This is a genomic window from Kitasatospora sp. NPDC048239 (assembly GCF_043202015.1).
Classification (GTDB): Bacteria; Actinomycetota; Actinomycetes; order Streptomycetales; family Streptomycetaceae; genus Kitasatospora.
In genome coordinates, this window is the sequence record NZ_JBICZP010000005.1 from 25991 (window position 1) to 46388 (window position 20398).

The 20398-nt window shown below is 72.8% G+C and carries 15 protein-coding genes; 6 read left to right on the plus strand and 9 right to left on the minus strand.

The window, feature by feature from the left end:
• Positions 1 to 175: 175 nt before the first annotated feature.
• From ACGFZP_RS14895 to ACGFZP_RS14915, 5 genes are all read right to left on the minus strand, one after another.
• Positions 176 to 1174, minus strand: coding sequence for an enediyne biosynthesis protein (locus tag ACGFZP_RS14895; protein ID WP_392932303.1), 999 nt, complete (start codon positions 1172 to 1174; stop codon positions 176 to 178).
• Positions 1171 to 3096, minus strand: coding sequence for an ASPIC/UnbV domain-containing protein (locus ACGFZP_RS14900; protein WP_392932305.1), 1926 nt, complete (start codon positions 3094 to 3096; stop codon positions 1171 to 1173). Before ACGFZP_RS14900 ends, ACGFZP_RS14895 begins: the two co-directional genes overlap by 4 nt.
• Positions 3097 to 3287: 191 nt before the next feature.
• Positions 3288 to 4295 (minus strand): carboxymuconolactone decarboxylase family protein, encoded by a 1008-nt coding sequence (locus ACGFZP_RS14905; RefSeq protein ID WP_392932307.1) that lies wholly within the window; start codon positions 4293 to 4295, stop codon positions 3288 to 3290.
• A gap of 48 nt (positions 4296 to 4343) precedes the next feature.
• Positions 4344 to 5999 carry a GMC family oxidoreductase N-terminal domain-containing protein gene (locus ACGFZP_RS14910; RefSeq protein WP_392932309.1) on the minus strand — a complete coding sequence of 552 codons (1656 nt, stop codon included), beginning with the start codon at positions 5997 to 5999 and terminating at the stop codon, positions 4344 to 4346.
• Entirely contained in the window at positions 5996 to 6565 is a 570-nt protein-coding gene (locus tag ACGFZP_RS14915) for a DUF5987 family protein (RefSeq protein WP_392932311.1), read from the minus strand. The genes ACGFZP_RS14910 and ACGFZP_RS14915 overlap by 4 nt, the downstream gene beginning before the upstream one ends.
• 469 nt (positions 6566 to 7034) lie before the next feature.
• Here ACGFZP_RS14915 and ACGFZP_RS14920 point away from each other — a divergent pair, with 469 nt between their 5' ends.
• Positions 7035 to 7835 (plus strand): helix-turn-helix domain-containing protein, encoded by an 801-nt coding sequence (locus ACGFZP_RS14920; RefSeq protein ID WP_392932313.1) that lies wholly within the window; start codon positions 7035 to 7037, stop codon positions 7833 to 7835.
• 105 nt (positions 7836 to 7940) lie between these two features.
• On the opposite strand, the gene ACGFZP_RS14925 is transcribed toward ACGFZP_RS14920, so the two are convergent.
• From ACGFZP_RS14925 to ACGFZP_RS14935, 3 genes are read right to left on the minus strand one after another with little or no spacing between them, the layout of a single operon-like run.
• Complete coding sequence (locus tag ACGFZP_RS14925) at positions 7941 to 9305, minus strand: cytochrome P450 (RefSeq protein WP_392932315.1); 1365 nt, start codon at positions 9303 to 9305, stop codon at positions 7941 to 7943.
• Positions 9302 to 10285 carry a DUF1702 family protein gene (locus tag ACGFZP_RS14930; protein WP_392932317.1) on the minus strand — a complete coding sequence of 328 codons (984 nt, stop codon included), beginning with the start codon at positions 10283 to 10285 and terminating at the stop codon, positions 9302 to 9304. The genes ACGFZP_RS14925 and ACGFZP_RS14930 overlap by 4 nt, the downstream gene beginning before the upstream one ends.
• A gap of 43 nt (positions 10286 to 10328) precedes the next feature.
• Positions 10329 to 11300 carry a DUF1702 family protein gene (locus tag ACGFZP_RS14935; RefSeq protein ID WP_392932319.1) on the minus strand — a complete coding sequence of 324 codons (972 nt, stop codon included), beginning with the start codon at positions 11298 to 11300 and terminating at the stop codon, positions 10329 to 10331.
• Positions 11301 to 11586: 286 nt separating this feature from the next.
• On the opposite strand from ACGFZP_RS14935, the gene ACGFZP_RS14940 reads away from it, so the two are divergent.
• Genes ACGFZP_RS14940 through ACGFZP_RS14960 form a run of 5 tightly spaced genes read left to right on the plus strand, consistent with a single transcriptional unit; the run spans position 11587 to position 19631 of the window.
• Positions 11587 to 17391, plus strand: coding sequence for an SDR family NAD(P)-dependent oxidoreductase (locus ACGFZP_RS14940; RefSeq protein ID WP_392932321.1), 5805 nt, complete (start codon positions 11587 to 11589; stop codon positions 17389 to 17391).
• A complete protein-coding gene (locus tag ACGFZP_RS14945) occupies positions 17391 to 17843 on the plus strand; it encodes an acyl-CoA thioesterase (protein WP_392932323.1) in 453 nt (150 codons plus the stop codon). Before ACGFZP_RS14940 ends, ACGFZP_RS14945 begins: the two co-directional genes overlap by 1 nt.
• Entirely contained in the window at positions 17840 to 18427 is a 588-nt protein-coding gene (locus tag ACGFZP_RS14950) for a flavin reductase family protein (RefSeq protein ID WP_392932325.1), read from the plus strand. The genes ACGFZP_RS14945 and ACGFZP_RS14950 overlap by 4 nt, the downstream gene beginning before the upstream one ends.
• Positions 18424 to 18603: a hypothetical protein gene (locus ACGFZP_RS14955; RefSeq protein WP_392932326.1), complete on the plus strand. Its 180-nt coding sequence runs from the start codon at positions 18424 to 18426 to the stop codon at positions 18601 to 18603. The genes ACGFZP_RS14950 and ACGFZP_RS14955 overlap by 4 nt, the downstream gene beginning before the upstream one ends.
• Positions 18588 to 19631: an NAD-dependent epimerase/dehydratase family protein gene (locus ACGFZP_RS14960; protein WP_392932328.1), complete on the plus strand. Its 1044-nt coding sequence runs from the start codon at positions 18588 to 18590 to the stop codon at positions 19629 to 19631. Before ACGFZP_RS14955 ends, ACGFZP_RS14960 begins: the two co-directional genes overlap by 16 nt.
• Before the next feature lie 15 nt (positions 19632 to 19646).
• Here the strand turns inward: ACGFZP_RS14960 and ACGFZP_RS14965 are convergent, their stop codons facing one another.
• On the minus strand, positions 19647 to 20264 hold the full coding sequence (locus tag ACGFZP_RS14965) for a TetR/AcrR family transcriptional regulator (protein WP_392932330.1): 618 nt from the start codon (positions 20262 to 20264) through the stop codon (positions 19647 to 19649).
• Positions 20265 to 20398: the final 134 nt, after the last annotated feature.

A 20398-nucleotide genomic window follows, 5' to 3' on the forward strand; every position in this document is an offset into this window, starting at 1 on the left:
CGGCTGCGCCCCGTCTGTCGTGCCGCCCGGAGCCGCCCGGAGCCGCCCGGAGCCCTCCCGGAGTCCGCCCGGAGCCGCCGTCAGCCGCCCACGAGCCGCCCGGCACGGCGAAGGGCCGTACGCGCGCCCTGGCGGGCGCACGTACGGCCTTGGGAGGCGCGGGGGACCGGCGGTGTCAGGCCGCCATCGCCCGCGGGCCCTGGGAGCCGCCGACCTCGGCCGGCGGGGCGGTCGCCGGCGCACCGGCTCCGCTCCGCTCCTTCTGCCGCTGGATCAGATGGGCGGCCCACCAGCCGAGACCGCGCAGGAGGCAGACCAGGCTGGTGGCGAAGAACAGCGTGTAGACGACGTTGAACAGCATCAGGACGCCGTAGGTCATGGCCACCGAAGCACCGAACATGAACTGGTTGCGCGCCTTGAACGGCGTGGTCCCCGGGTCCGTGATCATGTAGTTGGTGAACAGCACGAACGCGACACCGCTCATCGGGCCGAGGGCCGAGAAGATGGCGACGTCCCACACCCAGTGCCTGATCAGCGCCTGGATCACGAACCCGCCGAGCCAGCCGACGATCAGCGCGACCTTCTTGGTGAGCATGGAGTTGATCACGGTGCCGGCGGTCGCGATGATCAGCGGGATGGCGACCCGGAAGAAGGTGTTCGCGTTCTCGGTGAACTGGTACGGCGGGGCGATGCTCGCCCAGGAGCCGAAGCAGAGCAGCGAGGCGGTGATGCCGAAGTTGGACGGGTTCATGAAGTGCCGCATCCGGCCGGCGATGGGCGCCTGGAGCGCGTGCTTGCCGGCCACGCCGACGAACACGCCGAACAGCACCGGGAGCACCTGGTTGTTGGCGTAGAACAGCATGTTCATGGCAATGCCGGTGATGTGCGAGGGCAGCAGGAACTCGTACATGCCGCGCATGCCGTTGCCGAGGAAGCGCGGGGCGCGCCGCTGGGCCCAGGCGCTGATCACCTCGAAGACGATCTCGACGGCGTAGGCGAAGAGCACCGACATGATCGGCCACAGCCAGGGCTGCTCGAAGCCCAGCAGGGTGTAGCCGAAGATGTTGAAGACGGTGATGGACGCCGCGAAGTTCCGCAGGGCCAGGTAGCGCGGGTCGGCGGCCTTGGCCGGTGCCGGTGCCGGGGGTGCGGCGGTCGTCGGGGCTGCGCTCATCGGTTCGGAACCTCCTTGGCGGCACTGGTCAGCATGAACGAGTGGGTGCCGGGGCTGAGCTGCTCGGTCTGCTCGTGGAGGCCGCCGTTGCTGTCCCGCCAGCACAGCTGCACGGTCACCGGGCCCTGCTGGTCGCCGAGTCCGAAGTGCACGTCGAAGCTGCGGAAGCCGCCGTGTCCGCTGCCGCCGTCGAGCTGCGAGACCTGGGTGCCGGACGGCGTGGTGATCCGCACGGAGGCGCCGTAGGCGGGGGAGCCGGTGTTCACCAGCCCCATCCCCGGGTCGGCGTCCGTGGACGGGCGGTACAGCCGCAGGTTCAGGTACTTGCCGGGGGACGGCGCCTTGTTGGCGTAGAAGGCCGGCGGACCCCACTGGCGGGCGATCGCGAAGTCGAGCAGACCGGTGCCGGTGGTGTCACCGGTCGCGATAGCGCGGGTCGGCGTGGGCTCCGCGATGCCGAGCTGCTTGCTGATGTTGACGAACGTGCCGCTGGCGGACCGCGCGTAGAAGGCCATCGCCTCGTCGCCGGAGAGGTCGTCCCCGGGCTGGACGTTGGGCCACATCGCGGGGTTCGACAGCAGGTCGTCGTTGGTCATGGCCATCTCCTGCAGCCACGGCCAGCGGTTGATGTTGCCCTTGACGAACCCGTCGGCCTGGAGCACCTCGAGGTTGCCGGAGTTGCGGAAGTCGGCCATCTTGGTGTCCCAGGACCAGCCCGTCCAGGCCACCCCGTGCTCCTGCGCCTCCTGGGTGAACGGCGCCACGCCCTTGCTCAGTTGGCGTTTCATGTCGGCCTGGTCCTTGGCCTGGTTGATCCAGAGGAAGTTGCTCTCCTCCAGGCCCCAGGCCGTGGTGATGTTGCTGACCATGATGTCGAACGCGCCGTTGCGGTTGATGTCGCCGAAGTCGACGCCCATGCCCTTGAACGAGCCCTTGCCGAGCACGAAGGACTTGGGAGTGGTCGAGGTGCGGCCCCCGGTGGCCTCGGTGAAGCGGATGCGGCCCGGCGTGGACTGGTTGTAGAGCAGGTGGCTGTGCCCGAAGTCGTTGGCGACGTACAGCTCGGGCAGCCCCTCGCCGGTCAGGTCGGCGCCGGCGATGGCGAGCGTCCACCCGGTGGCGGCGTCGAAGGGGATCGCGTCCTTCTCCTCGACGAAGTTGGCCTGCGGCTCGTTGCCCGAGGTCGCGCTGACCCAGCGCAGCACGTGGTCGCCGCCGGCGTTCTTGGCGTTGGACAGCGAGTTGTTCATCAGGACGTTGTTCAGCCCGTGGGGGTCGAGCACGTCCGAGTCGGGGAAGTAGTTCCCGATCACGATCGAGGGGTGCCCGCTGCCGTCCAGGTCGCCCACGTAGTCGGCGTCGGTGTTCCAGCGCGGGCCGTGGTACTTGCCGTCGATGGAGGTCGAGGGGACCAGCTCGCGCGGGACGTAGGACGTCGGCGAGGGCATGGTGGCGTCGGCCTTCGGCAGGAACAGGATCGGGGTGCGTCCCCAGTAGGTCACCAGCAGGCCCATCCGGCCGTCGCCGGTGAAGTCGCCGGGGGTGCAGCCGGTGGGCGCCATGGTGTCGTCGACCGGGAGCGGGGCCGCATCGAGGACGAAGGGGGTGAAGCGGTCCGCCTCGCGGGCGGTCGGCGTATACGTCACCACGACCTGGTTCGTGCGGGTGTCGACGATACACATGCCGTCGGCGATCCCGTGCCCGGTGAGGTCGTTGATGGCGATGCCGGCGCCGACCGAGGAGATCCAGGAGCGGATCTTCTGGTAGGACGGGTTCACGTCGCGGACGGTGCGCATGGGCTGCGCGTCGTATCCGGCCGGCATGGCGATGGGCATTTCCTGGAACGCGTACTGGGCCGCCGTCTCCTCGGCGCCGGCCACCGCGACCGATTCCCGGGTGGCGAAGAACAGTGAGGTCGCCACCACCACCGTTGCCAGGCCGGGAATGATCCTCCGGATTCGTTCTCGATACAACACATTCACCTCTCCGTGTGGAAATTGACGATGTGGTGGATCGTTGCTGGAACGTACCTCTACGAACTTGGCTGACAATTAGCCGATTCCCAGAGTCCCGCAGCGGCCGGGTCGATGCTTCTCCCGTCGTGCTGACGGCGTCAGGAATTCCCGGCCGCGGCGAGCCGGGCGCCCATTTCCCGGGCCGCGGAGAAGGCCGCCCAGAATGTCAGCTCGATCAGGGCCCGGTCGTCGGGACGTTCGTGCCGGAAGTCCGCGACGACCGACTCGTCGACCTGGTAGGACGCGAGGGCGCTGAGCAGCGCCAGCCGGCCCGCCGCGCGTTCGGCGGGCGGCAGGCCCGCCACGGCGGAATCCACCCAGCCGCGGCTCAGGCCTTTCGGCCGGCCGTCCCAGCGGGCGAGTTCGGCGCGGACCAGCCCGCGGACGGGCTCCGGCACCGTGCGCGCGCCGGCCGACTCGGCGGCGGCCGCCGCGCGGGCGAAGGCCCCGGCCACGCTCGGCGTGCCGGCGGCCCAGCCGAAGTCCGCGGGGAGGGCCGCGCCGGGCAGCAGTTCGAGCGAGCTGCCGGGCACCTGGTGCCGGCCGGTGGCCGTCCCGAGGAACCGTCCGAGCAGGGCGGAGGCCCCGCTGCGGACCGCGGGCGGCGCCGCGGTGGGGAACGGGCTGTCCGGCAGGAAGATGTTGACCATGCGGTTGAGGTGGTGGAACGTCACCGCGACCCCGACCAGCTCCGGGGCCTGCGCGGCGGGGAACGGAGCCGGCCGGGCGCCGCCCGAACCGGCCCACTCGGCGACCGGCTCCGAACCGGCCGGCTCCGGGAGGCGGCGCAGCGCCATGCTGTGCACCTCGACGCAGTACGGGCAGGAGTTGGCCGCGGAGACGGCCGTCGCGACCGCCTCCTTGAGGGCCCGGCCGGCGGAGCCGGCGGCGACCAGCGTCTCGCGCAGCATCATCCAGGAGGCCGCGAGGGCCTCCGGTGCCGGGGAGTGCAGGGCCACCGGCGGGGCGAGCATGCCGAACTCCCGCTCCATGTCGTTGTAGACCCGGCCGACGCGCTCCCCGGCGCGGGGCACCCGGACGGGGGATACGTGGCGGACCTGGTCGAGCGACCGCCGCAGTGCCGACCGGAGGACTGCTCCAGCCATCGTCGTCTCCTTCGGTTGACGGTGTCCGGGTGCGCCCGCTGGGCACGGTCAGCCGTGCTGCCGCTTCGCGGCGAGCGGGAGGACGGTCCGGCGCGCGGTGTCGCCCGCGCCCGGGCCGGGGGCCCCGTAGCCGACCTTGACGCCGCGCTGCTGGGCGGCCCGGACGATGCCGGGGATGGCGCGCTCGGCGAGCGCGGAGATGGTCAGTGCCGGGTTGACGGTCAGTGCGCCGGGCACGGCGGAGCCGTCCGTGACGAAGATGCCCGGGTGGCCGCGGAGTTCGTGGCGGTCGTCCAGTGCCGAGGTGGCCGGGTCGTCGCCGATCCGGCAGGAGGCCAGCGGGTGGACGGTGTACGCGCCGACCAGGTCGTTGGTCCACGGCATCACCCGGGCGAGGCCGTCCCGCTCCAGGATCGACTTGACCACGGCGTCGGTCTCGTCCCAGGCGCGCAGCGTGTTGGGCGTCGGGCGGTAGCTGAGCGGGCCGGTGCCCAGCATCTGCTGGGAGATCCGGGTGGCGTTGCCGGTGGGCGGCGGCGGGCCGAAGACCCCCTCGTTGTCGTCCTCGATCATGGTGAAGACGGTCAGCCAGGACTGCCACTGCCGGACCAGGTCCTTCTTCTCCACGCCGAACCACGAGGGGCCGGCCGCATCGGGCACCTGGGCCAGGATGGTGCCGAAACCGGGGGGGAAGTAGAGCTGCTCCAGCGAGTACCGGTGGTACTCGGGCAGGTTGCCGTCCAGGTTGTCCCAGCTGGCGACCACCGGGCCCTTGCCGATCTGGTTCGCCGCGTACGCCCGGCCGTCGCCGCGGTCCAGGCCGAGCAGTTCGGCGGCCTTCTCCTCGTTGATGACGGCGGTGTTGAGTCGTTCCCCGTTGCCGGAGAAGTACCGGCCCACCGCGTACGGCATCGGGCCGAGCTCGGCCTCCGAGCGCTTGAGGATGACGGGTGTGGCGCCCGCCCCGGCGGCCAGCACCACGATCTTGGCCTCGATGACGCCGTGGCCGACCTGCTCCCGGTAGTCGACCTCGTCCACCACGTTGTAGTGCACCCGGTAGCCGCCGTCGTCGGTCCGTTCGAGGCGCTGGACCTCGTGCAGCGGTCGGATCTCGGCGCCGTGCGCGAGCGCGCCGGGCAGGTAGTTGAGCAGCAGGGAGCGCTTGGCGTCGAAGCGGCAGCCCGCCATCATCCAGTTGCAGTTGGTGCACTTGGTGTTGTCGACCGCGACCGGGACGGGATTGGCGGTGCGCCCGGCGTGGTCGCAGGCGGCGGCGAACAGTCCGCCGGCGAAGCTGACGTCCTTCCAGTCCTGCTTGGTGATCGGCAGGGCGTCCGTCACCACGTCGTACCAGGGGTCCAGGGTGTCGCGGTTGATCGCGGCGGGCCACATCCGCCGGCCGATGCCGCCGCGGCGCTCGAAGACGAACCGCGGTGCGCGGGGCATCGCGGCGAAGTAGACGACGCTGCCGCCGCCGACGCAGTTTCCGCCGAGCAGGCTCATGCCGTCGCCGACCACGAAGTCGAAGATCCGGGTGTAGGACGAGCCGAGCAGGAAGTCGTGCTCGAACTCGTCGGCTTTCAGCCAGGGTCCGCGCTCCAGCACGACCACCTTCGCGCCGCCCGCGGCGAGGTGGTAGGCCGCGATGGCGCCGCCGAATCCGCTGCCGACCACCAGGACGTCGGTGCGCTCGCTACTGCTCATGCCGGGCTCCCTGAGGCCGTAGTGTCCGGGTGCGAGTCGGCCAGCTGGCGGCCGTAGGTGAAGTCCGAGAACCGCCAGAGGCCGTCGGCGCCGGGCTTGCTGAAGCCCATCGCGGTGAGCCCCGGGTGGTCGTCCGCCATGGCCTCGGAGGTGTGCCGGTGGGCGCCGGTGTCGTAGGCCATGTTGCAGAACAGCGCCAGGAGCACCCACAACGGCCGCTCGGGGTGCGCGACCGCGGTCAACCGCCGCACCAGCTCGGTGCGGTGGACGAAGGGAAGTGCGACGAAGGCGGGCACGGACGCGTCCAGGTCCAGTGCGTGCTCGGCCGCGTAGGTGTCGGCGTGCGCGTTCAGCGCGACGGCGAAGTTGGGCAGGTCGGGGGCGAGTCCCGTCCCCGGCAGCTCCAACAGGTCGATGGCGCCGGCGACCACCGCGCCACCGCCCTCGGCCGCCCCGGCCACCGCACGGTCGGTGGGGGAACGTTTCTCGCCAGGGACGATGGTGTCCGCGAACGCTTCCAGGGTGATCGTCCTGCCCTGCTCTTCTTCTGAAGTGCCGGATGGCAACGGCTCTCCTCCTGTTCATCGGCGGTGCCGCATTGGGCAATAGGGGAATCGGCCGGTCATTAACCGGGGCCGAAGTTTGAAACCGACTGGAGCCGGAAAGACATTTCTACCGGCACGTACGGTGCGTTGGCCGGTCGTTTCCCGCCCGGTATGGTTTCGCAGCCTCCATCGTGCTGACGAGGCGCTCAGGCTGCATCTTCCGCGTTGCTGCCTGGCTTCGGGAGGATGGCCGGAGTGTAAAGTTACCGGCCAGTATGGCCATTATCGATCGTTGGTCGAGCACAATCGCACTGCTATGGTATTTAATCAACAATCGACCCGAAGCGCCCGCGTCCGGTTGTGTAAGAGGGGACGTTTGTGGTCGATGGCCGATGGGCAGCTCTCGGATTCGCGATGTCCGAGAGGCATCGGTATGGAGTGTTTCCCGGAAAGTTTTCACTTCTCCGGACAGCCCTGTACTGGAGGTTCGATGGACGACCCCAGAACCACCACGAAGTCGGCGATAGAGCAGGCCGTCTTCCGCGCCGTGGAGGCCATGAGCGCGAATATCGGTGAGCCGCTCACGATTGACGACATGGCACGCACCGCGATGTACAGCAAGTTCCATTTCTCGCGGGAGTTCCAGCGGGTCACCGGTGTCTCCCCGCGGCGTTTCCTGTCCGCTCTCCGGTTGCAGGAGGCGAAGCGATTATTGGTCGAGACGGCGATGACCGTGACCGAAATCAGCCACCGTGTGGGCTACACCAGCGTGGGCACTTTCAGCTCCCGCTTCGCCAGCAGCGTGGGAGTCTCCCCCACCGCGTACCGCCAGCTCGGCGGATTCACCACCGAGATCAGGACGCAGAACCAGCCGGTCGTGCGCGAGGGCGGCCGCAGTTCGACGTTGTACGGCGAGGTGCGGGCGCCGCTCACGGGAGATCTCGGACTCATCTTTCTGGGCCTCTTCCCCGGTCGGATCCCGCAGGGCCGCCCGGTGGGCTGCGCGATACAGACCAGGCCGGGCCCGTTCGTGTTCGAGAACGTCCCGCCCGGCAGCTGGTACCTGCTCGGCCATTCCGTCCCCCGGGGAATGGGCGAGAAGATGGTGCCGGACCAGCAGGTCTGGGTGGCCTCGGTCGGTCCGATCGAGGTGCGCCCGGACGTGCCGGTGCTGCCGATCGACTTCCGCTTCCGTGCCAAGCGCACCCTGGACCCGCCGGTCCTGCTGGCGCTGCTCGACGTGCGGCCGGAGGCGATCTGGCGCAGTGAGGTGACCAATAGGGCGGGCTGAGCGCCGGCCCCGCAACACGGAACAGCGGTGCGGCCGAAGATCCGGCCGCACCGCTGTTCCGGTGTGTTGCGAGGGTCGGCGCGCCAGGAGGCCGGCGCGTCAGGGTCAGCGCATCGGGTGCGCCGTCATCGGCAGCCCGCCGCGTACGCGCAGCGAGAGCATCGGCTCGGCCACCACGCGGTAGCCGGGGACGAGGCTCAGCCGCAGCTCGCGGGAGAGCAGCGCCACGGTGAACACCGCCTCCATCAGCCCCAGGCTGTTGCCGACGCAGAACCGCGGTCCGGCGCCGAACGGGATGTAGGCGTACCGCGGCCGCCCGCCCGAGTGCGCCGGGTCGAAGCGGTCCGGTCGGAACTGCTCCGGTGCGTCCCAGAACTCCTGGTGCCGGTGCAGCGTGTACGGGCAGATCAGGACGTCCGCGCCGGCCGGCACCGGGTACCCGCCGATCTCGTCGGCGGCCTGGGCCTGGCGCGGCAGGATCCACACCGGCGGGTACAGCCGCATGACCTCCTCGACCACCTGCATCGTGTAGGTCAGCCGGTGCAGGTCCTGGTACTCCGGCAGCCGGTCGCCGAGCACCTCCACCGCCTCGGCGTGCAGCCGCTCGCGGACCTCGGGGTGCCGGTCCACCAGGTAGAGGGTCCAGCCGAGCGTCGAGGCCGTGGTCTCGTGCCCGGCCAGCAGCAGTGTGGTCAGCTCGTCGCGCATCCGCTGGACGCCGACCCGCGGATCGGGCTCCGCCCGGGTGGACGTCACCAGCCGGGCGAGCGCGTCCTCCTTGCCGGCCAGGTCGCCGGTGCGGGCCACCCGCTCCGCCACCAGGTGGTCGACCGTCTGCTCCAGGGTCTGCCGGGCCCGGCGGAAGCGCAGCTGGTGCGGCAGCGGCACCCACATCGGCACCGAGCTCATGGTGACCATCTCGAACATCGCCTGGTCCTGCACGGCCTCGAAGGCCTCGCCGAGGCCGTGCACGGACCCGAGGTCGGCGTCCAGGAGGGTGCGTCCGAGGACCCCGAGGGTGAGGGCGGTGAACTCGTCGACCACGTCGACCGGTCCGCCGCCCTCGAAGGTCCGCAGCCGGGCGACGAGCTTGGCCGCCTCCTCGGCCACGATCCCGGCCTGTTGTCCGATCCGCTTGGCCTGGAAGGCCGGCTGGACCACCTTGCGCTGCTTCTGCCAGAGCGCGCCCTCGCTGGTCAGCAGGCCGTCGCCGAGGGCGCGCCTGGCCTGCTGGAGGCCGATGCCCTTGTGGTAGTTGGCGGCGTGGTCGGCGAGCACCCGCTTGGCGTGGTCCGGGTGGTTGAAGAAGTACAGGGTCTTCGGGCCGACCCTCATCCGGACGGCGTCGCCGTACCGGCGCGCCGCCGAGGTCATCAGGGCGAGCCGGTCCCCGGCCAGCTGCCGCAGCAGGCCGGGCATCTCCCGGCGGGCGGGGCCGGGCATCGGCCCGGCGGTACGGGGCGTCGTCATGGCCGGTCGACACCCCCCGGCGCGGCGAACTCCGCGGCGATCGCCTGCCGCCAGACCTCGTAGGCGGGCTTCCCGGCCGTCGCGACGGCGGCCTGCCGGGCGTCGTGGGTGATCTGGGCGGCCTCGGCCGGCGCCTGGCCGCAGAGGATCCCGGTGGCGACCGCGGTGTGCGGCACCAGCAGTCCGGCCCGGATCCTCGCCTCGGCCGCGAAGGCGCTGCCCTGGGCGACCATCGGCTGGTGCACCCCGGCGCGCTCCCGCAGCACCAGCAGTTCGTCCTGCTCGGCGCCGCCCGCGTAGCTGGCCGCCAGTCCGGCGCCGCTGTAGAGGTCGCCGCGGCGGTGCTGCGGGAACTTCTCGATCATGGTCGCGACCAGGTCGGCCTCGGTGCCGCCGATGAACCACAGGGCCCGGCCGATGCCCTGGTCGATCGCGTTGGGGACGTAGCCGGGGTGGTCGTGCGCCGGCCAGGGCAGCCCGACGTCCTGGTACTGGCCGTGGACGTAGCGGTCGGTGCGGAAGTACGCCTGGTGGAACCCGTAGCCGTCCAGGACCAGCCAGCGCAGCAGCGGGTCGATCCGGTCGATGTCGGGCCAGCGGAACCGGGGCAGCCGGGCCATCGCCCAGCCGATCCCGACGTACACCATGTAGTTGTGGCGGTCGCCGCGTCCGGCCAGGAACCGGTCGACCGAGCCCCGGCCGCCGAACGGGAGGCCGTCGAGCATCGCGAAGCCCATGCCGGCGCCCTCGTAGGCGAATCCGCGGAACTGGGTCGGGATGCGTTCCAGCCGCTCCTCGGCCTCGGCCGTGGTGCGGGCCTCCATCGCGTGGCCGTAGCCCTCCAGGAACGTCCGGCCGACGGTTTCCAGGAGGTCCTGCGCAGCTCGGTTCTTCTTGTGGAAACCGCGGGTGTCGAGCAGGGTTTCCCGGGTGTTCGGGGTCAGTATCCGGCGCCTCAGCGTGCGCCAGGAGTTCGGCACGGAGTGCTCCTTCCATGGTTTTCGGGCGGGGTCGGGAATTCCGTCATCCGAGATCGGAGAACTCGTTGCGGACCCGGCTCCGCCACAGCTCGTAGGCGGGGTGCGAACCGTCGCCGGAATGCGCGGTGCCGTCGTCCGCGATCTTCACCGCCTGCTCGACCGAGCGGCCGGTCAGCACCTCGATGGCGGCCGCCGAGTGCGGCGGCACGTAGCCGGAGTACTCCCGGGCGCGGATCGCGAAGACGGCGCCCTGGGCCAGCTCGGCCCGGCGCCCGCCGGCCGCCGAACGCAGCGCGGCCAGGCCCTCGTTCGGGCAGCCGCCGGCGAAGGTCGCGGCCAGCCCGACCCCGCTCCACAGGTCCGGCTGCCGGTGCCCGGGGAACCGCCCGACCGCGGCCGCCACCTGCTCCGGGTGCCCGCCGTGGATGAACCAGAGGGCCCGTCCGATCCCCTGGTCCACCGCCCGCGGGAAGTACTCCTTGGAGCCCTGCCAGGGGTAGGGCGCCGGCACGTACTGCCGGTCCACCCAGCGCCCGGTGTCGAAGTAGGCGCGGTCGAAGGCGTAGCCGTCCACCGCGAGCCAGCTCATCACCGGGTGGTAGGGCGTCCCGGACAGGTCCGGCAGCACCTTCTTCCAGAGCGGCCGCGGCAGCCGGGCCATCGCGAAGCCGATGCCGATGTAGGCCAGGAAGACGTGCGGCTGGCCCGGGCCGAGCAGGAGGTCCCTGGTCCGGGTGCCGCCCGCGGTGGCGTCCAGGACGGTGAAGGCCATCACCGCGCCCTCGTAGGCGAACCCGCGCTGCTCCGGCTCGACCAGGCTCAGCCGGCGCTCGATCTCCCACTGGTCGCGGACGTCCATGCCCCACTCGAAGCCGCAGACCACCGCCTGCGGCACCGCCTCCAGGTGCCGGGTGGCCTCGGTCGGGGCGACCGGGAAGCCGCGCCGGGCGAATGTCACCTCTGCCAGCTGCGGTGCCAGTACCAGCCGTCGCATTGATCCGAGCAGTGTCGGCACTATCGTCTCCTGCCCTAGCCATGAGGGGTGGGGGAGTCTCCATGCTGGGTGTCCCGTCGGCCGGCGCGCTTCTCCCGTCTTGCGCTGGTCGCGGGCGGGCCGGGCCGCCGCGGCGGGAAAATTACGGCGTTATGCGATAACCCTGTGATAATCCTGTTATGTAAAAACAGTTCGATACATAACGATGGAAAGCATGCTGGAAGAAGACCGCCGCGGTGCGCAGCGGGCATGCTCGATCCGATCGCTCCAGGTCATTCGACTGGCGAAGTTCGGAGGCGATAAACAAATGGACAACAGCCGGATAGCAATCATCGGAATCGGGCTGCGTTACCCGGGAGCGGCCGGGCCCGAGGAACTCTGGGAGGACATCCTCGGCGGCCGCCGGGCCTTTCGGCAGCTCCCCGACGAGCGGATGAACAAGGCCGACTACTGGTCCCCCGACCCGGCCGCGCCCGACCGCTTCTACGCCGCCAAGGCGGCGGTCCTGCGCGACTACGAGTTCGACCGCATCGCGTACAAGGTGGCGGGCAGCACCTACCGCTCCACCGACCTGACCCACTGGCTCGCGCTGGACACCGCCGCCCGCGCACTGGCCGACGCGGGATTCGCCGAGGGCGCCGGGCTGCCCAACCGGACCACCGGCGTGGTCATCGGAAACAGCCTCACCGGGGAATTCTCCCGCGCCAACCTCATGCGGCTGCGCTGGCCGTACGTCCGCCGCACGGTGGCCGCCGCGCTCCAGGCCAAGGGCTGGGACGAGGAGGAGACCGGGAGTTTCCTGCGCGAACTCGAAGGCCGCTACAAGGCGCCCTTTCCGGAGATCGACGAGGACACCCTGGCCGGCGGTCTCGCCAACACCATCGCGGGGCGGATCTGCAACTACTTCGACCTCGGCGGTGGCGGCTACACCGTCGACGGCGCCTGCTCCTCCTCGCTGCTCTCGGTCGCCACGGCCGCCGGCGCACTCGCCCGCGGCGACCTCGACCTGGCCGTCGCGGGCGGCGTCGACCTCTCCATCGACCCCTTCGAGGTGATCGGCTTCGCCAAGACCGGCGCGCTGGCCACCGGCGAGATGAAGGTCTACGACCGCGGCTCCAACGGCTTCTGGCCCGGCGAGGGCGCCGGCATGCTGGTGCTGATGCGCGAGGCCGACGCCGTCGCCCAGGGCCGCCGGATCTACGCCACCGTCACCGGCTGGGGCGTCTCCTCCGACGGCAAGGGCGGCATCACCCGGCCCGAGGCCGACGGCCACCGGCTCGCGATCGCCCGCGCCTACCAGCGCGCGGGGTACGGCGTGCAGACGGTCTCCTACTTCGAGGGGCACGGCACCGGCACCGCCCTCGGCGACGCCACCGAGATCGCCGCCCTCTCCGCCGCCCGCCGCGCGGCCGACCCCGCCGCCCGCCCGGCCGCGCTCAGCACGGTCAAGGGCAACTTCGGGCACACCAAGGCGGCGGCCGGGGTGGCCGGTCTGATCAAGGCCGCCCTCGCGGTGCACCACCAGGTGATCCCGCCGGCTTCCGGCCACCACGACCCGCACCCCGGCCTGCTCGGCGACGAGGCCGCGCTCTACGTGCCGAGCGAGGCCGGACTGTGGCCGGCCGACCAGCCGGTCCGGGCGGGCGTCTCCGCGATGGGCTTCGGCGGCATCAACACCCACGTCGCCGTCGAACAGGCCCCGGGCGCCGCCCGCCGCGGCGAGCTCGACCCCGGCACCCGCGCGATCGTCGCCGGACGCCAGGACGCCGAGCTGCTGCTGCTGGACGCCGAGGACGCCACCGGGCTGCGCGAACGCGTCGAGCGCCTGAGCGCCACGGCCGCCAAGCTCTCCTACGCCGAACTCGCCGACCTGGCAGCGCAGCTGGCCGGACAACTGGCCGACCGGCCGCTGCGCGCGGCCGTGGTCGCCGGCTCCCCCGAGGAGGCCGGGCGCGGCCTGCGCTCGCTCGCCGGCCTGCTCGACGAGGACTACGACGGGCGGCTGGTCTGCGCCGAGGGCGTCTACCTGGCCCGGCCCGAGACCGCCCCCAGGATCGCCTACCTCTTCCCCGGCCAGGGCTCCGGGCGCGGCACCGTCGGCGCCATGCGGCGCCGCTTCGCCGCGGCCGACGAGGTCTACCGCAGCGCCGGACTGCCCGCAGGCGGCGACCAGGTGGCCACCGAGGTCGCCCAGCCCCGGATCGTCAGCGGCTCGCTGGCCGCGCTGCGGGTGCTGGCCGAGCTGGGCATCGAGGCGGGCACCGCGGTCGGCCACAGCCTGGGCGAACTGACCGCCCTGCACTGGGGCGGCGCGCTCGACGCCGAAGGGGTGCTCCGGCTCGCGGCCGTCCGCGGCCGGGTGATGGCCTCCGCGAGCAAGGGCGGCGGAGCGATGGCCGGCCTGGCCACCGACCCCGACCGGGCCCGGGAGCTCGCCGCGGGCGAGGACACGGTGATCGCGGGATACAACGGCCCCAAGCAGACCGTGATCTCCGGCGCCGCCGACGCGGTCGACCGGGTCTGCCGGGCGGCCGCGGCCGCCGGTGTCACCGCCACCCGGATCAACGTCTCGCACGCCTTCCACTCACCCCTGGTCGAGCCCGCCGCCGGGGCGATGACCGACCGGCTGGCGGAGTTCGACTTCGCGCCGCCGGTGCGCACCGTGGTCTCCACCGTCACCGGGGAGCCCGTCGAACCGGCGGCCGACCTGCGGGCCCTGCTGCGCGACCAGGTGCTCCTCCCGGTGCGGTTCCACGAGGCCGCCGCGAAGGCCGCCGCCGAGGCGGACCTGGTCATCGAGGTCGGTCCGGGCCGGGTGCTCACCGGACTGCTCGCCGAGATCGCCCCCGGGCGGCCGGTGCTGCCGACCGACACCGACAGCGCCTCGCTGACCGCGCTGCTGCGGGTCCTCGGCGCCGCGTACGCCGCGGGCGCACCGGTGCGCACGGCCGCGCTCTTCGCCGACCGGCTGGTCCGCCCGCTGGACCTCGACCGGGAGCCGGTCTTCCTGGCCAGCCCCTGCGAGGCCGCGCCGGCCAGCGACCTCGGCCGCCCGGCCGCGGACGAGGAGGCCCCCGCCCAGGACGCCGGGACCACCGGCGACGGCGAGTCGGTGCTCGAACTGCTGCGCCGCCTGGTGGCCGACCGGGTGGAGCTCCCGCTGGAGGCCGTCACCGCGCACACCCACCCGCTGGACGACCTGCACCTCAGCTCCATCACCGTCGGGCAGATCGTCAACTCGGCGACCAAGGCGCTGAATCTGCCGCTGCTCGCGGCGACCCCCAACTATGCCACCGTCCGGCTCGGCGAACTGGCCGAGATCATCGGCCAGTTGGCCGAGGACGCGGAGGAGGGCGGCAGCCCGGCCGGTGAACTGCCGGGAGTGGCGCCCTGGGTACGGCCGTTCGCGCTCGACTACGTCGAGACCGCGCCGGTCCGGGAGGTGCCTGCCGGTGGTGTGGTGCCCGGGCAGTGGACCGTGCACGCCGCCCCCGGCCACCGGCTGGCCGAGCCGCTGCGGGACGCCCTCGCCGCGGCCGTCGGCGGCGGCGGTGTGCTGCTCTGCCTGCCCGCCGAGGACGGCGCCGACCAGGTCGAACTCCTGCTGACAGCCGCCCGCGAGGTGCTCGCCGCACCCCTGGGGACCAGGTTCGTCCTGGTGCAGGGCGCGCTCGGGGCCGCCGGCCTCGCCCGCACCCTGCACCTGGAGTCCCCGGACACGCCGGTCACCGTGGTCGACCTGGCGGACCCGGACCTGGCCGAGGACCTCGACCGGACCGTGGCCCGGGTGGTCGCGGAGGCGGCCGCGAACCCCGGGTACACCGAGGTCCGCTACCGGGCCGACGGCACCCGGACCGTCCCCGTGCTCACCGCGCGCCCGCTGCGCCCGGCGGAGCCGTCCGCGACCCCGCTGGACGCCTCGGACGTGCTGCTGGTGACCGGCGGCGGAAAGGGCATCACCGCCGAGTGCGCACTGGCCATGGCCGGCGACTCCGGCGCCGCCCTCGCCCTGATCGGCCGCGCCGACCCCGCCGAGGACGCCGAACTCGCGGCCAACCTGGAGCGGTTCGCGGCAGCCGGGGTCCGCCACCGCTACGAGCGCGCGGACGTCGGCTCCGCCGAGCAGCTGTCCGCCGCGGTCGCCCGGATGGCGGACGCACTCGGACCGGTCACCGCCGTGCTGCACGGCGCAGGCCGCAACGAGCCGGCCGCGCTCACCGGTCTGACGCCGGAGCGGTTCCGCGAGACCCTGGCCCCGAAGGTGGCCGGCCTGCGGAACGTGCTGGCCGCCGTGGACCAGGACCGGATCAAGCTGCTGATCACCTTCGGCAGCATCATCGGACGGGCGGGCCTGCGCGGTGAGGCGCACTACGCCACCGCCAACGACCGGATGACCGAACTGACCGTGCGCTTCCGGGACGAGCACCCGCAGTGCCGGGCGCTGGCCCTGGAGTGGTCGGTCTGGTCCGGCGCCGGGATGGGCGAACGGCTGGGCGTCGTCGAGGCGTTGACCCGGGCCGGCATCACCCCGATCTCCACCGAGAACGGGGTCGAGATCCTCCGCCGGGTGCTCGCCGACCCCTCGGCCGGGCCCGTGCTGATGGTCAGCGGCCGGACGGGCGGACCGCCCACGCTCAACCTGCCCGCCGCCGAACTGCCGCTGGGCCGCTTCGTGGAGCGCGTCGCGGTGCACTACCCGGGCGTCGAGCTGGTCACCGAGGCCGAGCTCTCCGAAGGCGCCGACCCGTACCTGGGCGACCACCTGCTGGAGGGCGACCTGCTCTTCCCGGCGGTGCTCGGCATGGAGGCCATGACCCAGGTCGCGGCCGCGGTCGGCGGGCACGACGGGCCGCCCCTGCTGGAGGACGTCGAGTTCCGCCGGCCGATCGTGGTGCGGCCCGGGGGCTCGACCACCATCCGGCTGGCGGCCCTCGTCCGGGACGGCGAGACGGTCGAGGTGGTGCTGCGCAGCGAGGAGACCGGCTACGCCGCCGACCACTTCCGGGCCGTCCTGCGCTTCCCGCGCCCGGAGCCGACCGACGAACGGCCGCCCGTCGAGGAGCGGCTGCCGGTCGTCCCGGTCGACCCGGTGACCGAGCTCTACGGCGGCGTGCTGTTCCAGGGCAAGCGGTTCCAGCGCCTGATGGCCTACCGGCGGGCCGCGGCCCGGCACGCGCTGGCGGAGATCTCCACCAGTACGCCGGCCGCCTGGTTCGCGGGCTTCCTGCCGCAGCCGCAGCGCCTGGCCGACCCCGGCACCCGGGACGCGATGATGCACGCGCTGCAGTGCTGCGTCCCGGACGCCACCCTGCTGCCGGAGAGCATCGGGCGCCTGTGGCTCGCCGACCCGGCCGAGCAGAGCAGTGACTACGTGCTGCTCGACGCCCGCGAGCGGGAGCAGGACGGCGACCGCTACGTCTACGACCTCGACGTGCGGGCCCCCGACGGCCGGCTGGTCGAGCGCTGGGAGGGCCTGGCCCTGCGCGCCGTCCGCCGGCGGGACGGCGCCGGACCGTGGGTGCCCTCGCTGCTCGGCTCCTACCTGGAGCGGTCGCTGGAGCGGGTGCTCGGCGGAAGCCGCGCGGTCGTGGTGGAGCCGGACCCGGAGGGCGGGGCCGACCGGCGCGCCCAGTCCGAACTGGCGGTCGGCCGGGCGCTCGGCAGGCCCGTCGAGCTGCACCACCGGCCCGACGGGAAGCCGGAGGTGGCCGGAGCGGAGGTCTCCGCCTCGCACGCCGCGGGGCTGACCTTCGCGGTGGTCGGGCAGGGACGCCTCGGCTGCGATGTGGAGAGCGTGGTGGAGCGCGGCGCCGACGACTGGGCCGGGCTGCTGCCGGCCGGCCTGCTCGCCGTCCGGGACCTGCTCGCCGCCGAGACGGGTGAGTCCGCCTCGACGGCCGGGACCAGGATGTGGGGGGCGCTGGAGTGCCTGCGCAAGACCGGGGCGACGAGCGAGGCGGTCACCCTGGAGCGGGTCCACCCCGACGGCTGGGTGGAGCTCGGCGCGGGGGACGCCAGGATCGCCACCTGGGTCACCGCGGTCAACGACCGGCCCGAGCCGGTGATGTTCGCCGTCCTGATCGGTACCGCGCTGAACGGAGGTGTGCGCTGATGGCCGACTACTACGAGATCCGGCACGTGGTGGGCTTCGAGGAGACCAACCTCGTCGGCAACGTCTACTACGTGAACTACCTGCGCTGGCAGGGGCGCTGCCGGGAGATGTTCCTCAAGGAGAAGGCGCCGGGGGTGCTGGTCGACCTCCAGGACGACCTCAAGCTCTTCACGCTCAAGGTGGAGTGCGAGTTCTTCGCCGAGATCACCGCCTTCGACGAGGTGTCCGTCCGGATGCGGCTGGACGAACTGACCCAGACGCAGATCCAGTTCAGCTTCGAGTACGTGCACCTGACGGACACCGGCGAGCACCCGGTCGCCCGCGGCCGCCAGCGGATCGCCTGTATGCGGGGGCCGAACACCGCGACCGTCCCGGCCCGGGTGCCGGAGGAGCTGCGGCAGGCGCTGGCGCCGTACGCGACCGGGGTGGCGATGGCGGGGAGGGCGCGGTGAGCGAGGACGCGGTCCGCGGCGCCGCGGTGGCCGAACCGTCCGGCGGCTGGCCGCCGCCGTGGGAGCCGCGGCCGGTCCGCGAACAGGACGGCGCCGGGCGCAGCGCGCTGCGGGATGCCATGGCCCGGTTCGGGACCGGGATCACGGTACTGACCACGGGCGGCGCGACCACCCACGGGATGACCGCCAACGCCTTCAGCTCGGTCTCGCTCGAACCGCCCATGGTGCTGTGCTGCGTGGCCCGGACGGCGGAGATGCACGAGGCGATCGTCTCCTCGCGGTCCTTCGCGGTCAACGTGCTGGGCGGCCGCCAGGAGCGGATCGCCCGCCACTTCGCCGACCGGCGGCGGCCGCGCGGCGTGGCCCAGTTCGAGGGGATCGACTGGTGGCCGGGCAAGCACACCGGCGCGCCGCTGTTCGCAGGCTCGCTCGCCTGGCTGGAGTGCCGGCTGGTCGAGGTGCACGACGGCGGCGACCACTCGATCTTCCTCGGCGAGGTGCTGGAGGCGGAGTGGAGCGCCGAGAGCGAGGCGCTGCTCTTCCTGGGGGGCGGCTTCCACCGGCTCGGCTGGGAGCCCCGGTGACGGCCCGGCGCGAGGGCGGGCGGCGGGCCCGGCGGGCCGAGGGGAGCGCCAAGCCGGCTGGCGGCCAGGCCGCCAGGCCGCCGGAGGCCGCGCTCGGCCGGGCGCTCGCCGCCTGGCCGGTCCTGGGGGAGCGGCTCCTGGAGATGGAGGAGTTGACGCGATGCTGGTCGCTGTGACGGGCGGCACCGGATTCGTCGGTGCGCATTCGGTGGCCGACCTGCTGCGGCGCGGCCACCAGGTGCGGCTGCTGGTCCGGGACCGGTCCGCGGTGGCCCGCGCGCTGGCGCCGCTCGGGATCGATCCGGCGGCGGTCGAGACGGTGGTCGGCGAGGTCACCGACCGGCGCCGGGTGGCCGAGGCGGTCCGCGGTGCGCAGGGCGTCCTGCACGCCGCGTCGGTCTACTCCTTCGACAGCCGGCAGCGGGAGGCGATCGGGCGCACCAACGAGCACGGCACCGAGCTGGTGCTCGCGCAGGCCCTGCGGGCGGGCGCCGAGCGGATCGTCCACGTGTCCAGCGTGGGGGCGCTGTTCCCGACCGGCGGCGCCCCGCTGCGCGAGGAGAGCCCGGTCGGGGCGCCCGCCGAGCCGTACCTGGCGAGCAAGGCCGCGGCGGAGCGGATCGCCCGGCGGCACCAGCAGGACGGTGCCCCCGTGCTGATCAGCTATCCGCCGGCGCTGCTCGGGCCGCACGATCCCCGGCTCGGTGACCAGACGGCCCGGCTGCGCGACGTGCTGCGCGGTCTGATGCCGGTCTGGCCGCTCGGCGGGTTCCCGGTCGGCGACGTCCGGGACACGGCCGCACTGCACGCCGAGCTGATGACCGCACCGCGGACCGGCTCGGACCGCTACTTCGGTCCGAGTGCGTTCCTGCCCACCCGGCAGTACGTGCGGACGCTGCGGGAGGTCACCGGGCGGCGGCTGCCGACCGCCTTCCTCCCGGCCCGGGCGGTGCTGCCGGTCGGCCGGCTGGTCGGGCTGCTCCAGCCGTACTGGCCCTGGCACCTCCCGGCGGAGTACGGGGCGGTGTACACCTGCGTGCACGCCACGCCGGTGGACGCCGCCGCCGGCACCGCCGGGCTGCCCGCCCGGGGCGTCGCCGAGACGATGGCGGACACGGTGCGCTGGCTGCACCGCAGCGGTCGGCTGACCGATCGGCAGGCGGGCCTGCTCGCGGCCGGGAGGGGGCCGGAGCCGACCGGCTGAGGCCGGGCCGGCCGGTCAGTCGGCCGACCGTACGTCTGCGAGGCGCTGTCCGGAGGCCGCCACCGACCTGGTGGCGGCCTCCGGCTCGTCCCCGGCGCCGATCATCAGGCTGACCAGCTGGGCCTCGAAGCAGCGGTCCGCGTCGAGCGGGTCGATCAGGTAGCCGCCGAGCTCCAGGGTGACCAGGCCGTGCACCGCGATCCACATCTGGCTGGCCGTCATCTCCGGCTGGACGGTGGAGAACCGGCCGGCCGCACCGCACCGGACGGCGCACTCGACGGCGTGCAGCAGCGTGTAGCGGCCGGCCTGCCGGTCCTCCTCGCTGAGCGAGAAGCCGGCCAGCGAGGAGCCGCCGAACATCACCGAGTAGAGGTGGGAGTTGGCGAGCGCGTTGCGGCGGTACGCCCGGCCCAGCAGCGCCATGTCGGCGACCGGGTCGTCGGTCGCGCCGACCGCGTTGAGGTGCTGCTCCAGCCGGACGAAGCCCTCCCGGACCATCGCCCGGACCAGTCCGCTCATGCCGCCGAAGTGGGTGTAGAGGGCCATGGTCGAACTGCTGGCCTCGGCGGCGACCCGCCGGGCGGAGAGGGCGCGAGGTCCGTGCTCGGAGAGCAGCCGGGCGGCGACGTCCAATAGTCCCGCACGAATGCTGGGGTCTGACCTTCGCGGGCTCATACCGAACAGTCTTCCACGTCGTATCACCGAATAGATGACATCGTTATGCGAACCCGCGCCGTGCGGCCAACAGTGCAATCTGCAAGAAGAAC